The sequence below is a fragment of the Leuconostoc mesenteroides subsp. mesenteroides genome (assembly GCA_009676745.1).
GTDB classification, from domain to species: Bacteria; Bacillota; Bacilli; order Lactobacillales; family Lactobacillaceae; genus Leuconostoc; species Leuconostoc koreense.
Window position 1 is genome coordinate 802,748 of record CP046062.1, and the last position, 14,984, is coordinate 817,731.

Genomic DNA, 14,984 nt, shown 5'->3' on the forward strand with positions numbered 1-14,984 from the left:
AAGCGAGGTGAAAACATGAAGAAACCGACTGAACAGTTAAAAATGAAACAAACACCTTATTTGATAGGTATTTCTTTAAATATGATTTTTGTTTTATCTGAGTTAGTATTTGCTAAATTGGCACATTCAACCGCACTATTTGCTGATGCTTTCCACAACTTGAGTGATGTATTAGCATTAATGATCGCCTGGCTTGCTGTTGTCGTATTTGGTCTGCAAGCTACTAAACGCCATACTTATGGATGGCATAATATGTCCATTTTAGCTAGTGTATTTAATACAATCTTGTTGATATTTGCGGTGATAACGATTTTCTACGAGAGTATTCGTAATCTGATTTTGCCAGAAAATACTGTTACTACAGGTTGGTTAGTAATAGTTGTTGCAGCGATTGGTATTGTGATTAACTTTGCTACTGCCATGCTTTTTAAAGCATCAGGCGTTCCTGATGAACATGGTCATCATCATGAACAAGATTTGAATGCCAAAACAGCCTATATTCATCTTTTAGCTGATGCTGGTGTGTCAGTTGGTGTGATTGTTGCTGGAGTTTTAATTCAAGTTACTGGTTGGCACGTCATTGATCCTATCGTATCAATGATTATCGGTGTTGTTATTGCCGTGACTTCATGGCCAGTTATGAAATCAACATTCAACTTAGCATTAAATGGGGTGCCTGATAATGTGAATGAGTCAGACGTTTTACAGTACTTATCAACACATGAAGGTGTGGAACGACTTCACGACTTGCACATTTGGCCTCTTTCTACGACTGAAGCTGCCATGACTGTTCATTTATCTGTGAAAAAAAATATAGATGAACAAGAATTATTATCGAATATATCTGGTGACCTACGAGAAAAATATGATATAAGTCATGTCACGATTCAAATTGAAACAAACGAATTTGATCAGTCTTGTAATGTTATTTGATGTAAAGGTAAAATTATGTCACGTAACTAATTTGTAATATTTTAATAAAATAGCATTTATCCCTTTTAATACAATGTTTTTCTATTATAAAATGAATAATACACAATTTTATTTTTGTAGGTAAAAAAAATTTTTGTTGACGAATTTAGAATTGAGTGTATTATAAAGTATGTATTAGAGCGATTATAGCCGAGTTAGGTAATTTTCATAAGCTTTCAACAGCCAAGTTGAATGAAATTCTTTATGAAATTTATTTAGCACTTGATGTTTTATTTTAGTGTTTATTAATTGTTAAAAAGTGAATATTTCACGATATTTCAGTCAAGTCGAAATTCGTTTATTTAGCTCTGAGGAGAAATCTAAAGGAGAGATAGAATGCAAGATTCTACAAGTGTTAATCCAAAGCACCACCTTGTCGAGAAGACAGATGATGATTTGAGTTTGGGAGATGTTAATAGCTCCATTGAGGTACCAGTAAATGGTTCTTTTTGGCGTAAGTTGTTGGCATTTTCTGGTCCCGGAGCCTTAGTGGCTGTTGGTTATATGGATCCAGGTAACTGGGTTACTTCGGTAGCTGGTGGTGCGCAATATCGTTATACATTGCTGTCTATTGTTTTAATTTCTAGTTTAATCGCTATGATGCTACAGTACATGGCCGGTAAGTTGGGAATTGTTAAGCAAGAAGACTTAGCACAAGCTACACGTGATCGTACAAACAAAGTTGGTGGATTCATTTTATGGATTATGACAGAGCTAGCTTTAATTGCGACGGATATAGCTGAAGTTATTGGAGGGGCTATAGCACTTCATCTATTGTTCGGTTGGTCAATGATAGCATCTGTTTTGACAACCGCCTTTGATGTTATTTTGTTGCTATTGTTGATGAAATTTGGTTTCCGTAAGATTGAAGCTATTGTCATGACATTGATTATTACTATTTTGGTTATTTTTGCCTATCTAGTTATTTTATCAAAACCACAATTGGCATCAATGTTTGGTGGCTATTTACCTCAATTACAAACTTTGAGTACGCACACGCCAATCGGTGGTGGTGATTCTCAGTTAACGTTAACATTAGGAATTATCGGTGCTACTGTTATGCCGCATAATTTGTACTTGCATTCATCAATATCACAAACACGTAAAGTAGACAGAAGTAACAAGGCAGAACTTAAAGAAGCTGTTCGCTTCATGACTTGGGATTCAAATATTCAATTATCATTGGCTTTTGTTATCAACTCATTGTTGTTAATCTTGGGTGCAGCATTATTCTTTGGACACGCTGATCAAGTTGGTACTTTTGGTTCGATGTATAATGCTTTGAAAGATAATTCAATTGCCGGTGCTATTGCATCACCAATTCTATCAACATTGTTTGCTGTTGCTTTGCTCGCTTCAGGACAAAACTCAACAATCACTGGAACACTTACTGGTGAAATTGTCATGGAAGGTTTCTTACACTTGCGCATTCCAATGTGGCTGCGTCGTGTCGTTACTCGTGGTTTGGCATTGATACCAGTTGTTGCTTTCACACTGATTTATGGTGGTTCTGAAGGAAAATTAGATGACTTGATGGTTCAATCACAAGTGTTCCTATCAATTGCTTTGCCATTTACTATGGCCCCATTGATTTATTTTACTTCTTCAAAGAAAATTATGGGAGAAGAGTTTGCTAATCCAAAGTGGATTGCAATTTTAGGATGGATTGCATTTGCTATTCTGACTTACCTAAATATTCGACTTGTCGTACAACAATTAATGGGCGCTTAATCACTATAGATACTAAGCGCGATACTAGAGGAGAGATAAAATGAGTGAATTAAACTTAAACATCGAACCAACACAATTTAAGAACATCTTAGTCGGTGTTGATGAATCAGAACAAGGTTACTTTGCTTTGGCAAATGCGATTCATCAAGCTAGCGAAGATGGCGCCAAATTGATCATAGCAACAATTCTTGAAATGGGTGACCTGTCAACAATTGAGGCACTACACCTTGACTTTATCAAGGAAAAACGTGCCGAATTTGAAGCTAACCTAATTCGCTACAAAGAATATGCATTGTCAAAAGGGGCTACGAACGTTGAAACAGTTTTCGAAGATGGTTCTAAAGCTGGAGAAGTGTTAGTCCAGAAAATTGCACCGCAAGTAGGTGCTGATTTGATTATTGTGGGTGCGCATTCTCGTGAAGGCTTCTGGGGATCATTAGGATCCCAAGCGTCTTACATTGCTCGTCATGCGAGAGTATCTTCAATGGTTGCACGTAAAGAAAATTAAACATGATTAATGAAAAGTCACTGAATAGTGACTTTTTTTGCTCTATTTTAATACATCGCGGTTGTGTAGGCTGTTATAATTAATGTATGAAAAAAGAAGCCATTATAGAACTTGAAAAAATATTTAAACTACTAGGCAATAAGCAACGTCTGATTATTTTAGAATTACTCAGAGATCGCTCCTATAGTGTTTCAGAAATTATTAACTCTTTAGGTATGGAGCAATCTGCTGTGTCACATCAATTGAAATTATTGCGTGAAGCGCAACTTGTTGAAACAGAAAAACGTGGACGTGAAGTACTGTATGGGTTAAGTGACTCGCACATTTTAATTCTATTAGATAATGCACTTAAGCATGTGAGTCACACCATTATAGGAAATGTTAATGATACAATTCGTTAAGTAAAATAAAAAGCGAAAAAGGGTTGACGAACTCATATTTTACTGGTATTCTAGTATAGTTGTTTAATATTCAACGCCGCTGTGGCGGAATTGGCAGACGCGCTGGACTCAAAATCCAGTGGTGGCAACACCGTGTGGGTTCGACTCCCACCGGCGGCATCAATAGAACTAATAAACAAAAAGCATTACACATACAGTGTAATGCTTTTTGTTTATCTTAAAAAATATTGTGTATTAGGGAATGTAGAAAAATAAAAACCACAAAGCAGAATCTAAATCAAACTTGCTTCGTGGTTGCTGCAATCGAATCGACCGCTTTTCCTATTAAGCGGCCAAAACGATTGAGCGTTTTCCGTTAGAATTACTCAAAAGTTATGACCCCCTTTCCTAGATTACCTATATAGTAAATCCACTCAGCAAAAAAGTCAAACCTTTTGTTCTGGTATAATTAATTGAATAATATATAGAGGTAAAACAATGACGATTCCACTTATTTTTGATACTGATCCTGGCATTGATGATGCAGCAGCCATTGCTATTTTATTAACTAATGATGAATTTGAAGTGCGCCTGATTACGTCCGTTGCTGGTAATGTATCTGTTGATAAAACAACAAACAATGTTTTAAAATTAACACACTATTTTAATCGACCAGACGTTAAGGTGGCTCGTGGTGCTGAGAAACCATTGGTCAAACCATTTAAGGATGCATCAAATATTCATGGGAAAAGCGGAATGCCGGGTTATGAATTCGGCGAGATTTCCACCAAGACTGTAAGTGAAAAAGCTGTAGATGCCATTCATGAAACGTTGAATAGCTATGATGGTCAAACAACATTAGTAGCTGTTGGTGCATTCACTAATATCGCCAACTTGATCCAAAAGTACCCACAAGACATACAGAAAATAGAGCGATTAGTCGTAATGGGTGGTTCGCTTACCGGTGGGAATTTAACATCAGTGGCTGAGTTTAACGTGTTTACAGATCCAGACGCAGCAAAAATTGTTTTTGAAAGTGATTTGGATATTACAATGATTGGGCTTGACGTTACTGAAAAAGCATTGTTAACTAAACAATCTATGTCTGAATTACTTCAGATGAATGAGACTGGAAAAATGTTGATGGGACTGTTTGGACACTATCAAGACGGTTCTGCTGCTGGTGGTAAACCAATGCACGATGTCAATACGCTTTATTACTTACTACACCCTGAAAAATATCAGTTAGAAGATTTATGGGTTGATGTGGTGACAGATGGACCAGCGATTGGTGCCACGGTAGCTGATATTCTGCATAGTACGCATAGTCAGACGAATGTTCATGTTGCCAAGGATATCGATGTACCCGCATTCAATGCTTGGTATTTACTACAAATCTCGGGCATTTCTGATGGAAATATTAATGCTGGAAGGCTTGAAAATTAAGCGTTTTTTAGGTATTCTGGTATTAGCTGAAACTGGCGCTTTTTCGTGCTGAATTAACTGAAATCGGAGCAGAATATTGACAAACGAAGACTTCATCGAAGCATTAAGTAGTGGTGGTATAGATTTAACAACACAGCAGGTTCGGCAATTTGAACGTTATTACGAGTTGTTGGTTGCAACCAATGGACATGTTAACTTAACGGCTATTACTGAAAAAAAAGATGTGTACTTAAAACATTTTTATGATTCTTTAACTGTAGCATTGTATGAACAAAAGTTAAAAAATTCTGAAAGCACTTTAATTGATATTGGTACAGGCGCAGGTTTTCCGTCATTACCCTTGAAAATAGCCTTTCCAGACTTGAAGATTACAATGGTTGATGCGCTAAAAAAACGTGTTAATTTTTTGCAGGAAGTAGTTGATACGCTCGGCTTAACTGGCGTAGAAATTGTTCACGGGCGCGCAGAAGATATCGGACAAAATCCCAAGTATCGGGAAAATTTTGATTATGCAACAGCGCGAGCAGTTGCCCGTACTAGTGTGTTAGCTGAATATACATTACCTTTTGTTAAGATTGGTGGCAAGTTCTTAGTCATGAAGGGATCAGCTGCTCATCAAGAGCTCCTCGATGGCCAAAAAGCATTAGCTATGCTTGGCGGTCAAGTTAACGAGGAGTTTGTATTTACACTACCAAATGGCGATCAACGCTATATACAAACAGTAGATAAAAAAAATAAAACACCTAAAAAATACCCTAGGCAAGCTGGAACACCAAGCAAAAAGCCAATCTCATAAATAAAGGAGGCACCTAAAATGGCGCAAATAATTGTATTAGCTAATCAAAAAGGTGGTGTGGGTAAAACAACAACCAGTATTAACTTAGGCGCAGCATTAGCACAAGCTGGACAACGTGTGCTACTGGTTGATATTGATGCACAAGGAAATGCTACAAGTGGTTCGGGTGTTGATAAATCTTCATTAGAGCACGATAGTTATGATGTAATTGTTGAACAAACGCCACTACACGAAGTAATCATAGCCACCGATAATTATGACCTAGTCCCAGCCACCATTCAATTGTCAGGTGCTGAGATTGAACTTGCTAAGCAATCGAAACGTGAGTATCGTTTGAAAGCGGCGCTTGAAGCAGTGCGTGATGATTATGACTTCATTTTAATTGATAATCCGCCAGCTTTAGGATTAATGACTGTTAATGCATTTACAGCTGCTGATGCCATTCTGATACCCGTACAGACTGAATTTTATGCTCTAGAAGGTCTAGGGCAATTACTAAATACGATTGAACTTGTTCGGCAGCAGTTTAATCCAGATCTTGATGTTGCTGGTATTTTGTTGACAATGTACGATGGACGGACAAACCTTGCTAAACAAGTAGCCCAAGAAGTGCGTAGTTATTTTGATGATAAGGTTTATGATACAATCATCCCGCGTTCCGTACGCCTGAGTGAAGCACCATCTTATGGGCAAGCAATTATTGATTTTGATCCGCGAAGCGTGGGTGCACAAATGTACAACAATCTCGCACAGGAGGTTCTGAAACAATATGGTAAGTAAAAAAGGCGGACTTGGTAAGGGCATGAATTCACTTTTTGGTGCAAATAATGTGTCCAAAGAAGCCGTTGAACATACAAAGGTCGTTACTAAAGAACAAGAAGCAACGGAACAAGTCGTTAAGTTACCATTAAAAGATATTAAACCTAATCCGTTTCAACCGCGGCATTACTTTGACGAAAGTAAGCTAAAAGAATTATCGGCATCTATCACAGAAAATGGTGTTTTGACACCAATTATTGTGCGTCAAATTGGTCAGAAATTTGAAATTATTGCTGGTGAGCGCCGTGTTCGTGCTTCAAAATTATCTGGTTTGAAATCAATTTCAGCTATTGTACGCCACGTCGATGATGATACGATGGCAGCATTGGCATTAATCGAAAATTTGCAACGCGATGATTTAGACGCTATCGAAGAAGCACAAGCTTTTGACGCACTTATGTCACGTTTACAAATGACACAGGCAGAAATAGCTGAAAAAGTCGGTAAGGATCGCGCAACAGTCGCTAACCTACTGCGTTTATTGAAATTACCTGAATCTGTACAAGTACTGATTCAAAATGGCGAGTTATCAATGGGACAGGCTCGGGCATTACTAGGGTTAAAAAAGAAGACGCAAATTGAAAAGGTAGCAGAAACGGTTGTCTCCCGTGGATTGAATGTGCGTCAAGTGGAGAACTTGGTCAGGCAAATGAATGAGGGTGTACGTGAACCCAATACGAAAGAAATTTCACCTTTTGTTGTTGCGCTATCTGATCAACTGGAAGAAAAGTTTGGGACCAAGGTCAAAGTCAACGCGGGTCCTAAGGGAAATGGTAAAATTGAAATTAATTATATTTCAAATGAAGACTTAAGTCGTATTTTGGCATTGTTAGATATTGAGGTGGACTAATGGCAATCGTACCGGACTATAAACTTCATGATATCGTTGAGATGAAAAAGCCACACGCTTGCGGCACCAATTCTTGGGAAATTACACGTATTGGTGCTGATATTAAGTTGTCATGCACAAATTGCGGTAGAGGTATTATGATGTCACGTTTTGATTTTAACAAACGAATAAAAAAAATTTTACAAGTAGCAAATCAGAAAGAAGAATAAAATGGCACTAACTGCTGGAATCGTCGGCTTACCAAACGTCGGCAAATCAACACTATTTAATGCAATTACTAAAGCTGGTGCTGAAATGGCAAACTATCCGTTTGCCACGATAGAACCAAATGTTGGCATGGTAGAAGTACCAGATAATCGCTTAGCGCGTATTCAGGAAGTTGTACCTGCTGATAAAATTATTCCAACCACGTTTGAATTTACCGATATTGCTGGTATTGTTAAAGGCGCTTCTCAAGGAGAAGGTTTAGGGAATAAATTTTTAGAAAATATTCGTCAAGTGAATGCCATTGTACATGTTGTACGAGCATTTGATGGGGATGAAATTATTCATGTGAATGGGGTAGTTGACCCGCTAGATGACATTGAAACAATCAATACTGAATTAATTTTGGCTGACTTAGAAGCTGTCGACAAGCGTTATGCTAAAGTTGCACGTGCAGCAAAAGGAAATGACAAGAATGCTAAGGCTGAGTTTGCTGTACTAGAAAAAATCAAACCTGTTCTTGAAGCGGGTAAGTCTGCTCGAACGATTACATTTACTGAAGAAGAGCAAAAAATCGTTAAAGGCCTGTTCTTATTGACAACAAAACCTATTTTATATGTTGCCAATTTAGCTGAAGATGATATGGCAGATCCGATGGGCTCAAAGTACTTTAATCAAATCAAAGATTTTGCGGCTACTGAAGGAGCTGATGTAATTGGTTTGTCTGCTAACGCAGAAGAAGAAATTGCGCAATTGCCAGAAGAAGAAAAAGCCGAATTTTTAGAAATGGCTGGAGTAGAGGAAGCTGGCTTAAATAAGTTGATTCGAGCAGCCTATCACCTATTAGACCTACGAACCTTTTTCACTGCAGGTGGTAAAGAAACTCGAGCATGGACCTTCACCGCGGGATCAAAGGCACCACAAGCTGCTGGTGTGATACATTCCGATTTTGAAAGAGGATTTATCCGTGCAGAAACGATTGCGTTCTCTGATCTTGATGAGTTAGGGTCTGTTAAGGCAGTCAAAGAAGCTGGTAAATTACGTTCAGAAGGTAAGGAATACGTTGTACAGGACGGCGATATCATTGAATTCCGTTTCAACGTGTAAATGGCGCTAATCGCGCTGTACATAACATTTTAGGGAGACATTTTATGTCAGAACAAAAAAAAGAATTAACGAAAAAAAACCAGGATTTTATCTTTCAATTTAAAAAGTTGTTAGCTCAAAACAGCAAACTAAATGGTGAACAAATTGAAGATATTGTGGCTGAGGTTGAAAATAACCTTCTTGAAACCCAGGGAAAAGGACAAACAGCGGCGCAAATTTATGGCACGCCAACAATGGCTGTTCAACAGTATCTTGATCCTAAGCGAACAGCTAAGAAACTTTTTGACTATAAATTTAGTACTTTGGCAATTGATACATCTTTAGCTATCTTTATGTTATTTGCTGTGGTGTTTGGTTTAACGCTGCTCTTTTCCAAAAATACTAGTAATCAAGGTGCGGGAATCGTTTCCTTGCTTCTCATCGCAGCATTGGGTGGTTCAATCTATACAGGTGTAGTCTTAAAATTAACACCAAATCCTAAAGGGAAAGACAAACAAGAACCCACGAGCCGTCGATGGGTTTACCTATTACTGGCTGTTGTGGCTTGGCTTGGTGGCTTTTTGGTACTAGGCATGTTACCACAGGTCATTAATCCAACCTTACCACCAGTTGCATATATTATTCTTGGTGTCGTAGCATTTGGTGCCTTTCGTTGGAACCGCAAAAAATACGGTTTAACAGGTGGATTCTTCGCAATCAGTCAATTATCACAGCAAGCACGTTTAGAAGCATCTAAAAAATAGTTACTATATGTAGCAAACATTTAAGAGGATAATATAAATGAAAATTTTAGTAGTTGATGATGACATTGAAATTGCAGAATTACTTGAAATTTACCTAAAAAATGAAGGCTATGAGCCAATTATGGCCGACGATGGTAAGGAAGCGCTTTCTAAGTTGAATACAAATCCAGATATTGCCTTAATGATTTTGGATGTTATGATGCCAAACATGAACGGTTTAGATGTTGTGAAAACAGTTCGTAAGGATAGCCGCATTCCTATTTTAATGTTGTCAGCAAAATCTGGTGATATGGACAAAATTCAGGGACTTATTACAGGCGCTGATGACTACGTTACCAAGCCATTTAATCCGCTTGAGGTTATGGCTCGTGTCCGTTCATTATTGCGGCGCGCGGAGAATGCCGTTCAAGATCAGACGCCGGATGTTTTGGATATTGGCTCGCTAATCATCAATAAAGACAGCCATGAAGTCAAGACGTCGACTGGTGATTTGGTCAACTTAACGGCTTTAGAGTTTGGTATTTTGTATTTATTAGCATCGCATCCTAATCGTGTTTTCTCGGCAGATGATATTTTCGAGCGTGTTTGGCAACAAGAATCTGTTGTTTCTGCAAAAACCGTTATGGTGCACGTTTCACATTTGCGAGATAAAATTGAAGAAGCCACAAATGGCGATCAAGTTATTCAAACAGTTTGGGGCGTTGGTTACAAAATTGAAGTGAATCAATGACAAAAGTAGCGTTGATACTCAAACGTAATCGCACTAAAATATACTATTTGATAGTGACGATATTATTACTGTTTCTTTTTAGTTGGACGGTTGTGACGGCATTTGATAGGATAAGATATCGATTTTCTTTTATCTCATTAAATATTTGGAATGTCTTAGAGTTTGTGACTTTTGTTTCAGGAAATATCAGCATTGTGCTTTGGCAGTATTTAAAGTGGCGTCGTGATGAAAGTTTGTATCGTTTGATTAGAGAAATGCGTCAGGTCGCACGTGAAAATTCTGATATGACAATTTCGTGGCGTGCTCCCTATGCGCCGACAACGCAAGCGTTGATTGATGTATCTAACACAATTGCTGAAAATACTCGTCGTATTCGAGAGGAAGAACGGCAAAGTGAACGTTCTAAGGATGAGATGATTACCAATATATCTCATGACTTACGAACGCCACTAACCGCTATTATCGGTTATCTTGGCTTGGTTGAGATGGGACAAGCCTTGAGTGAAAAGGATCAAAAAAAATATATTCACACAGCATATAGCAAGTCTAATCAAATGAAAATTCTAGTTGAAGACTTATTTGAATACTCACAGACACAAGCACAAGATGCCGCCTTAAATATTACGTCACTTAGTCTAAATGATTTGTTTGGCCAATTACTTGCTGGCTATGAATTAGAAGCACAAGAGAAGAATATTGCCTTGAATCAATTAACAAATCCTGAAATGATTGTTATTGAAGCTGACTCTGACAAATTAGCACGTGTCTTAATGAATTTGGTTTCTAATGCGTTTAAGTATGGTGATGGAGCTACTTTCATAAAACTTACGGCACAAGCTGATGATAAAAATGTTGTTATTCGTGTGACAAATGATGGTATTAAGATACCAGATGACGCAATCGGCGATATTTTTGATCGATTTTATCGCGTTGAAAGTTCACGAAATAGTAAAACCGGTGGTACGGGATTGGGACTTGCCATCGTGAAGGGGATTGTTGTACAGCATCATGGCAGTGTAGCTGTTGAGTCTGATGATGATATCACTGCATTCATTATTACATTACCGTTGAAGCAGACATGAGGGGAATATGTTACAAAATAAGAAATATCAAGTGAAAAAAATATACTTTATTATCATTGCATTAGTGGTTATATTATTGGCTATATTTTTTGTGATTCCTCGTCATGAGCAATCAACACTGTCAACAACCAAGGTAACAACAGTCAATGATCAGCCGGTTCAATTAGAAACTAGTGCAACCTCTGCTCTAGTGGTTGATTTGACCACAGGGCAAATTTTGGGCCAAAAAAATTCTTCAAAACAGGTAGCGATTGCTTCGCAAAGTAAAATGTTGACAGCTTATGGCGTGCTTAAAAGTATTAAGTCAGGCAAAATAAAATGGTCTACGATGGTTCCAATTACTAGTAAGGCAGATTTATCAAAAGAAGATAGCCATTTGTTTTCTCATATCGCAATCAAAGCTGGAGACAAAGTATCAGTTCGTGAACTCTACGATGTCATGTTTGCTAATTCTGCTAACGATGCCGCTTTTGCATTGGGTGAGTTTGTTACTCCTAAGGGAAAAACGACACAGCAGGCTTTAGAATCATGGGCTGAAGAATTACATTTGAGTGGTTCACAATGGTATAATGCTGCTGGGCAGGTAAATGAGAATGCTTTTGAAAATGAAATCACATCGGCCCCTAAAACAGCTTCTAATAAAGCTAGTAATCAGCAGTTAGCTATGATTGCACGAGCTATCTTAAAATTAGATCCTTCGCTGCGTCAATTATCAAAAAAGTTGACGATTTCATATCATATGACGCCTAACTTTGTTGTGACAGATAAAACTGATTATTGGCAATTAATGACTGAAACCATGCCAAACCTTAGTAATCCCAACCAGCTAACCATAGAAGGACTCAAGACAGGATCTTCACCCGAATCCGGTGCTGGATTTACTGGTTTAATTAAAGATAAAGACGGTCACGAATTCATAACTGTGGTCAATGGTATTGCTGATTTCATGGATGAAACGCAGCGCTATCAAGAGTCACTACGTGTTGTTGATCAAGTATTAGCAAAAAAACAGCCAAACTATGTTAAAGAAAATCAAACCGTTGGCCATGTAAAAGCACTGACGTTCCCGCATACAAAGCAAGAACATATAGTTGTGAAGGCCGCACAAACAAAACATTATTGGACAAATAAAAATATAAAATTGTCATTTACACAACCGACTTCTGATCCGAAGTTAGCCAATATAAAAGAGAATCAAACCGTAGGCTATACAACTGCTGCGTTAAATGCTCAATATCTACCGCACATCCCAAAAACAGAGAAGAGAATTGCATTAAAATCAACTTCTTCATCAAAACCGGTTAACGGGTTTGTTAAATTTTGGCGTGATAGAACAAAATAATTGTTAAAAAGACCATAATTGGTCTTTTTTTATGTCATCCACTATTTCTTGAAAAACTTGCTACAAGACTAGAAAGGTGTTATTATATTGGTATAGACCAAAAAGGTATAGACCAATTTGAAAGAGGTTGGATGATGAAAATTATTAGAGTTAAAGATGCTGAACAAGGTGCAGAAAAGGCACTTGAAATTTATCATAGGGCTGTAAAACATGGTGCGAATGTACTAGGTTTGGCAACTGGATCAACACCAATACCCTTATATCAAAAGATGGCAACTAGCCAAATTGATTTTTCTGAATTGGTGTCGATAAACTTAGATGAATATCTTGGTTTGGATGGCGAAAACGAGCAGAGTTATCGTTATTTTATGACCAAACACTTATTTCAATATAAAACATTTAAACATTCCTATGTGCCAGATGGTAAGTCTGAGGATCATGAAGCAGCGATTAGAGCTTATGACAAAATTATTGCTGATAACCCAATTGATTTACAATTATTAGGTATAGGACGCAATGGACATATTGGTTTTAATGAGCCAGGTACACCATTTGATTCAACAACCCATATTGTGAATCTCACACAATCTACAGTTGCTGCTAACGCTCGTTTCTTTGATAAAGAGTCGGATGTTCCTACACAAGCAATTTCTATGGGAATTGCTTCAGTAATGTCTGCCAAGAAAATTTTGCTGATAGCTACGGGAGAAAGTAAAGCAGATGCAGTGGCAGCTACTATCAATGGTCCAATAACCGAAGAAGTGCCAGCGTCGATTCTGCAAAAACATTCGGACGTTACAATCATTATTGATGAGGCAGCAGCGTCAAAGTTGTGATAAAATAAACTTGTAACCGATTTCATAATTTTTAATAGGAGTAAAAAATGGCACATATTACATTTGACACAAAGAACATTGAGAATTTTGTTGCAGAGCATGAACTTGATGAAATGCAACCACTAATCACAATGGCAGACGAGCAGCTTCGTAATCGAAGCGGTGCTGGTGCAGAATATTCGGATTGGATTACCTTACCAACTGATTATGATAAAGATGAATTTGCCCGCATTCAAGCTGCTGCTAAGAAAATTCAATCCGATTCGAAGGTCTTGGTTGTTATTGGTATTGGTGGCTCATATCTTGGCGCAAAAATGGCTGTTGATTTCTTGAATCCAATGTTTAATAATGAATTGGCCGACAATCAACGTCAAGGTGTTAAAATTTATTTTGCTGGTAATTCGACATCTGCTTCGTATATCAATGATTTGGTACGAGTGATTGGTGATCAAGACTTTTCCGTTAATGTTATTTCAAAGTCTGGGACAACAACGGAGCCATCAATTGCTTTCCGTGTGTTCAAACAATTACTGGAAAAGAAGTACGGTACTGAAATCGCTAAGGAACGTATTTACGCTACAACTGATGCGAACCGTGGCGCATTGCATGATGAAGCAAAAATTTCAGGATACGAGACATTTACAATTCCTGATGGGGTTGGAGGTCGCTTTTCTGTCTTAACAGCAGTCGGCCTACTGCCAATTGCTGCTTCCGGTGCTGACATTGAAGCTTTGATGGCAGGTGCTAGAGATGCTCAAGAGGCTTATTCTGATTCGGATATAAAAAATAACGAAGCCTACAAATATGCTGCTGTCCGTCGTATATTGTACGATAAGGGTTATACAACTGAACTATTGATTAATTGGGAACCAACAATGCAGTACTTGTCTGAGTGGTGGAAACAGTTAATGGGGGAGTCAGAAGGTAAGAACCAAAAAGGTATCTATCCATCATCTGCAAACTTCTCAACAGATTTGCATTCTTTGGGGCAATATATTCAAGAAGGACGTCGTGATTTGTTTGAAACAGTTGTCAAACTAGACAATCCAGTTTCAAATATTGATCTTCCCCATGAAGATGGTAATAATGATGGGTTACAGTACCTTGAAGGTGTTACAATTGATGAAGTCAACACAAAAGCTTCACAAGGTGTTACATTAGCTCACGTTGATGGTGGGGTACCAAACTTGGCTGTCCACTTACCAGCACAAGATGCCTATTCATTGGGCTATTTGATTTACTTCTTTGAAATCGCTGTTGGTGCATCAGGATACACATTCGGTATTAACCCATTCAACCAACCCGGTGTCGAAGCTTACAAAACAGCAATGTTTGCTTTATTGGGTAAGCCTGGTTATGAAGAACAAACGAAGGTTTATCGAGCTCGTTTAGGTGAATAACCAAATTAATTATATTTTATAAAAGCATGCTCTTATCT

Annotated in this window: 16 protein-coding genes and 1 tRNA gene; all 17 read left to right on the forward strand. The window is 37.9% G+C overall.

The annotated features are described in order from the left end of the window. Positions 1 to 15: 15 nt before the first annotated feature. The 17 genes from GJV51_04120 (at position 16) to GJV51_04200 (ending at position 14,946) form a co-directional block, all read left to right on the forward strand. Positions 16 to 933, forward strand: coding sequence for a cation diffusion facilitator family transporter (locus GJV51_04120; protein ID QGM25190.1), 918 nt, complete (start codon positions 16 to 18; stop codon positions 931 to 933). Between the two features lie 375 nt (positions 934 to 1,308). Continuing rightward, on the forward strand, positions 1,309 to 2,703 hold the full coding sequence (gene mntH, locus GJV51_04125) for an Mn(2+) uptake NRAMP transporter MntH (protein ID QGM25191.1): 1,395 nt from the start codon (positions 1,309 to 1,311) through the stop codon (positions 2,701 to 2,703). A gap of 40 nt (positions 2,704 to 2,743) precedes the next feature. After that, entirely contained in the window at positions 2,744 to 3,211 is a 468-nt protein-coding gene (locus GJV51_04130; protein ID QGM25192.1) for a universal stress protein, read from the forward strand. An 86-nt stretch (positions 3,212 to 3,297) separates the two neighbouring features. Further along, positions 3,298 to 3,612, forward strand: a complete 315-nt coding sequence (locus tag GJV51_04135) for a metalloregulator ArsR/SmtB family transcription factor (GenBank protein ID QGM25193.1) — start codon at positions 3,298 to 3,300, stop codon at positions 3,610 to 3,612. A gap of 75 nt (positions 3,613 to 3,687) precedes the next feature. Beyond that, positions 3,688 to 3,771: transfer RNA gene (locus GJV51_04140), tRNA-Leu, on the forward strand. Between the two features lie 318 nt (positions 3,772 to 4,089). Then, positions 4,090 to 5,037 (forward strand): ribonucleoside hydrolase RihC, encoded by a 948-nt coding sequence (gene rihC, locus GJV51_04145; protein QGM25194.1) that lies wholly within the window; start codon positions 4,090 to 4,092, stop codon positions 5,035 to 5,037. Between the two features lie 76 nt (positions 5,038 to 5,113). Further along, on the forward strand, positions 5,114 to 5,833 hold the full coding sequence (rsmG, locus tag GJV51_04150) for a 16S rRNA (guanine(527)-N(7))-methyltransferase RsmG (GenBank protein QGM25195.1): 720 nt from the start codon (positions 5,114 to 5,116) through the stop codon (positions 5,831 to 5,833). An 18-nt stretch (positions 5,834 to 5,851) separates the two neighbouring features. Next, complete coding sequence (locus GJV51_04155; GenBank protein ID QGM25196.1) at positions 5,852 to 6,613, forward strand: AAA family ATPase; 762 nt, start codon at positions 5,852 to 5,854, stop codon at positions 6,611 to 6,613. Then, positions 6,603 to 7,502 (forward strand): ParB/RepB/Spo0J family partition protein, encoded by a 900-nt coding sequence (locus GJV51_04160; GenBank protein ID QGM25197.1) that lies wholly within the window; start codon positions 6,603 to 6,605, stop codon positions 7,500 to 7,502. The genes GJV51_04155 and GJV51_04160 overlap by 11 nt, the downstream gene beginning before the upstream one ends. Further along, on the forward strand, positions 7,502 to 7,711 hold the full coding sequence (locus tag GJV51_04165; GenBank protein ID QGM25198.1) for a DUF951 family protein: 210 nt from the start codon (positions 7,502 to 7,504) through the stop codon (positions 7,709 to 7,711). The genes GJV51_04160 and GJV51_04165 overlap by 1 nt, the downstream gene beginning before the upstream one ends. Before the next feature lies 1 nt (position 7,712). Further along, a complete protein-coding gene (gene ychF / locus GJV51_04170; GenBank protein ID QGM25199.1) occupies positions 7,713 to 8,813 on the forward strand; it encodes a redox-regulated ATPase YchF in 1,101 nt (366 codons plus the stop codon). Between the two features lie 44 nt (positions 8,814 to 8,857). Further along, positions 8,858 to 9,556 (forward strand): DUF1129 family protein, encoded by a 699-nt coding sequence (locus GJV51_04175; protein QGM25200.1) that lies wholly within the window; start codon positions 8,858 to 8,860, stop codon positions 9,554 to 9,556. Between the two features lie 37 nt (positions 9,557 to 9,593). Then, the gene (locus GJV51_04180) at positions 9,594 to 10,286 is read left to right on the forward strand and encodes a response regulator (protein ID QGM25201.1); all 693 of its coding nucleotides are present in this window, start codon (positions 9,594 to 9,596) and stop codon (positions 10,284 to 10,286) included. Next, positions 10,283 to 11,368, forward strand: a complete 1,086-nt coding sequence (locus GJV51_04185) for a GHKL domain-containing protein (protein ID QGM25202.1) — start codon at positions 10,283 to 10,285, stop codon at positions 11,366 to 11,368. Before GJV51_04180 ends, GJV51_04185 begins: the two co-directional genes overlap by 4 nt. Before the next feature lie 7 nt (positions 11,369 to 11,375). Continuing rightward, positions 11,376 to 12,710, forward strand: coding sequence for a D-alanyl-D-alanine carboxypeptidase (locus tag GJV51_04190; protein QGM25203.1), 1,335 nt, complete (start codon positions 11,376 to 11,378; stop codon positions 12,708 to 12,710). A 134-nt stretch (positions 12,711 to 12,844) separates the two neighbouring features. Beyond that, positions 12,845 to 13,546 (forward strand): glucosamine-6-phosphate deaminase, encoded by a 702-nt coding sequence (nagB, locus tag GJV51_04195; GenBank protein ID QGM25204.1) that lies wholly within the window; start codon positions 12,845 to 12,847, stop codon positions 13,544 to 13,546. Positions 13,547 to 13,593: 47 nt separating this feature from the next. After that, complete coding sequence (locus tag GJV51_04200) at positions 13,594 to 14,946, forward strand: glucose-6-phosphate isomerase (GenBank protein ID QGM25205.1); 1,353 nt, start codon at positions 13,594 to 13,596, stop codon at positions 14,944 to 14,946. Positions 14,947 to 14,984: the final 38 nt, after the last annotated feature.

What these genes read in the sequence shown, in the direction of transcription:
- GJV51_04165 (QGM25198.1), top strand. Translation starts at nt 7,502, where the DNA reads ATGGCAATCGTACCGGACTATAAACTTCATGATATCGTTGAGATGAAA.
- GJV51_04180 (QGM25201.1), top strand. Translation starts at nt 9,594, where the DNA reads ATGAAAATTTTAGTAGTTGATGATGACATTGAAATTGCAGAATTACTT.
- GJV51_04130 (QGM25192.1), top strand. Translation starts at nt 2,744, where the DNA reads ATGAGTGAATTAAACTTAAACATCGAACCAACACAATTTAAGAACATC.
- GJV51_04200 (QGM25205.1), top strand. Translation starts at nt 13,594, where the DNA reads ATGGCACATATTACATTTGACACAAAGAACATTGAGAATTTTGTTGCA.
- GJV51_04190 (QGM25203.1), top strand. Translation starts at nt 11,376, where the DNA reads ATGTTACAAAATAAGAAATATCAAGTGAAAAAAATATACTTTATTATC.
- GJV51_04185 (QGM25202.1), top strand. Translation starts at nt 10,283, where the DNA reads ATGACAAAAGTAGCGTTGATACTCAAACGTAATCGCACTAAAATATAC.
- GJV51_04175 (QGM25200.1), top strand. Translation starts at nt 8,858, where the DNA reads ATGTCAGAACAAAAAAAAGAATTAACGAAAAAAAACCAGGATTTTATC.
- GJV51_04135 (QGM25193.1), top strand. Translation starts at nt 3,298, where the DNA reads ATGAAAAAAGAAGCCATTATAGAACTTGAAAAAATATTTAAACTACTA.
- rihC (QGM25194.1), top strand. Translation starts at nt 4,090, where the DNA reads ATGACGATTCCACTTATTTTTGATACTGATCCTGGCATTGATGATGCA.
- nagB (QGM25204.1), top strand. Translation starts at nt 12,845, where the DNA reads ATGAAAATTATTAGAGTTAAAGATGCTGAACAAGGTGCAGAAAAGGCA.
- GJV51_04155 (QGM25196.1), top strand. Translation starts at nt 5,852, where the DNA reads ATGGCGCAAATAATTGTATTAGCTAATCAAAAAGGTGGTGTGGGTAAA.
- GJV51_04120 (QGM25190.1), top strand. Translation starts at nt 16, where the DNA reads ATGAAGAAACCGACTGAACAGTTAAAAATGAAACAAACACCTTATTTG.
- GJV51_04160 (QGM25197.1), top strand. Translation starts at nt 6,603, where the DNA reads ATGGTAAGTAAAAAAGGCGGACTTGGTAAGGGCATGAATTCACTTTTT.
- ychF (QGM25199.1), top strand. Translation starts at nt 7,713, where the DNA reads ATGGCACTAACTGCTGGAATCGTCGGCTTACCAAACGTCGGCAAATCA.
- mntH (QGM25191.1), top strand. Translation starts at nt 1,309, where the DNA reads ATGCAAGATTCTACAAGTGTTAATCCAAAGCACCACCTTGTCGAGAAG.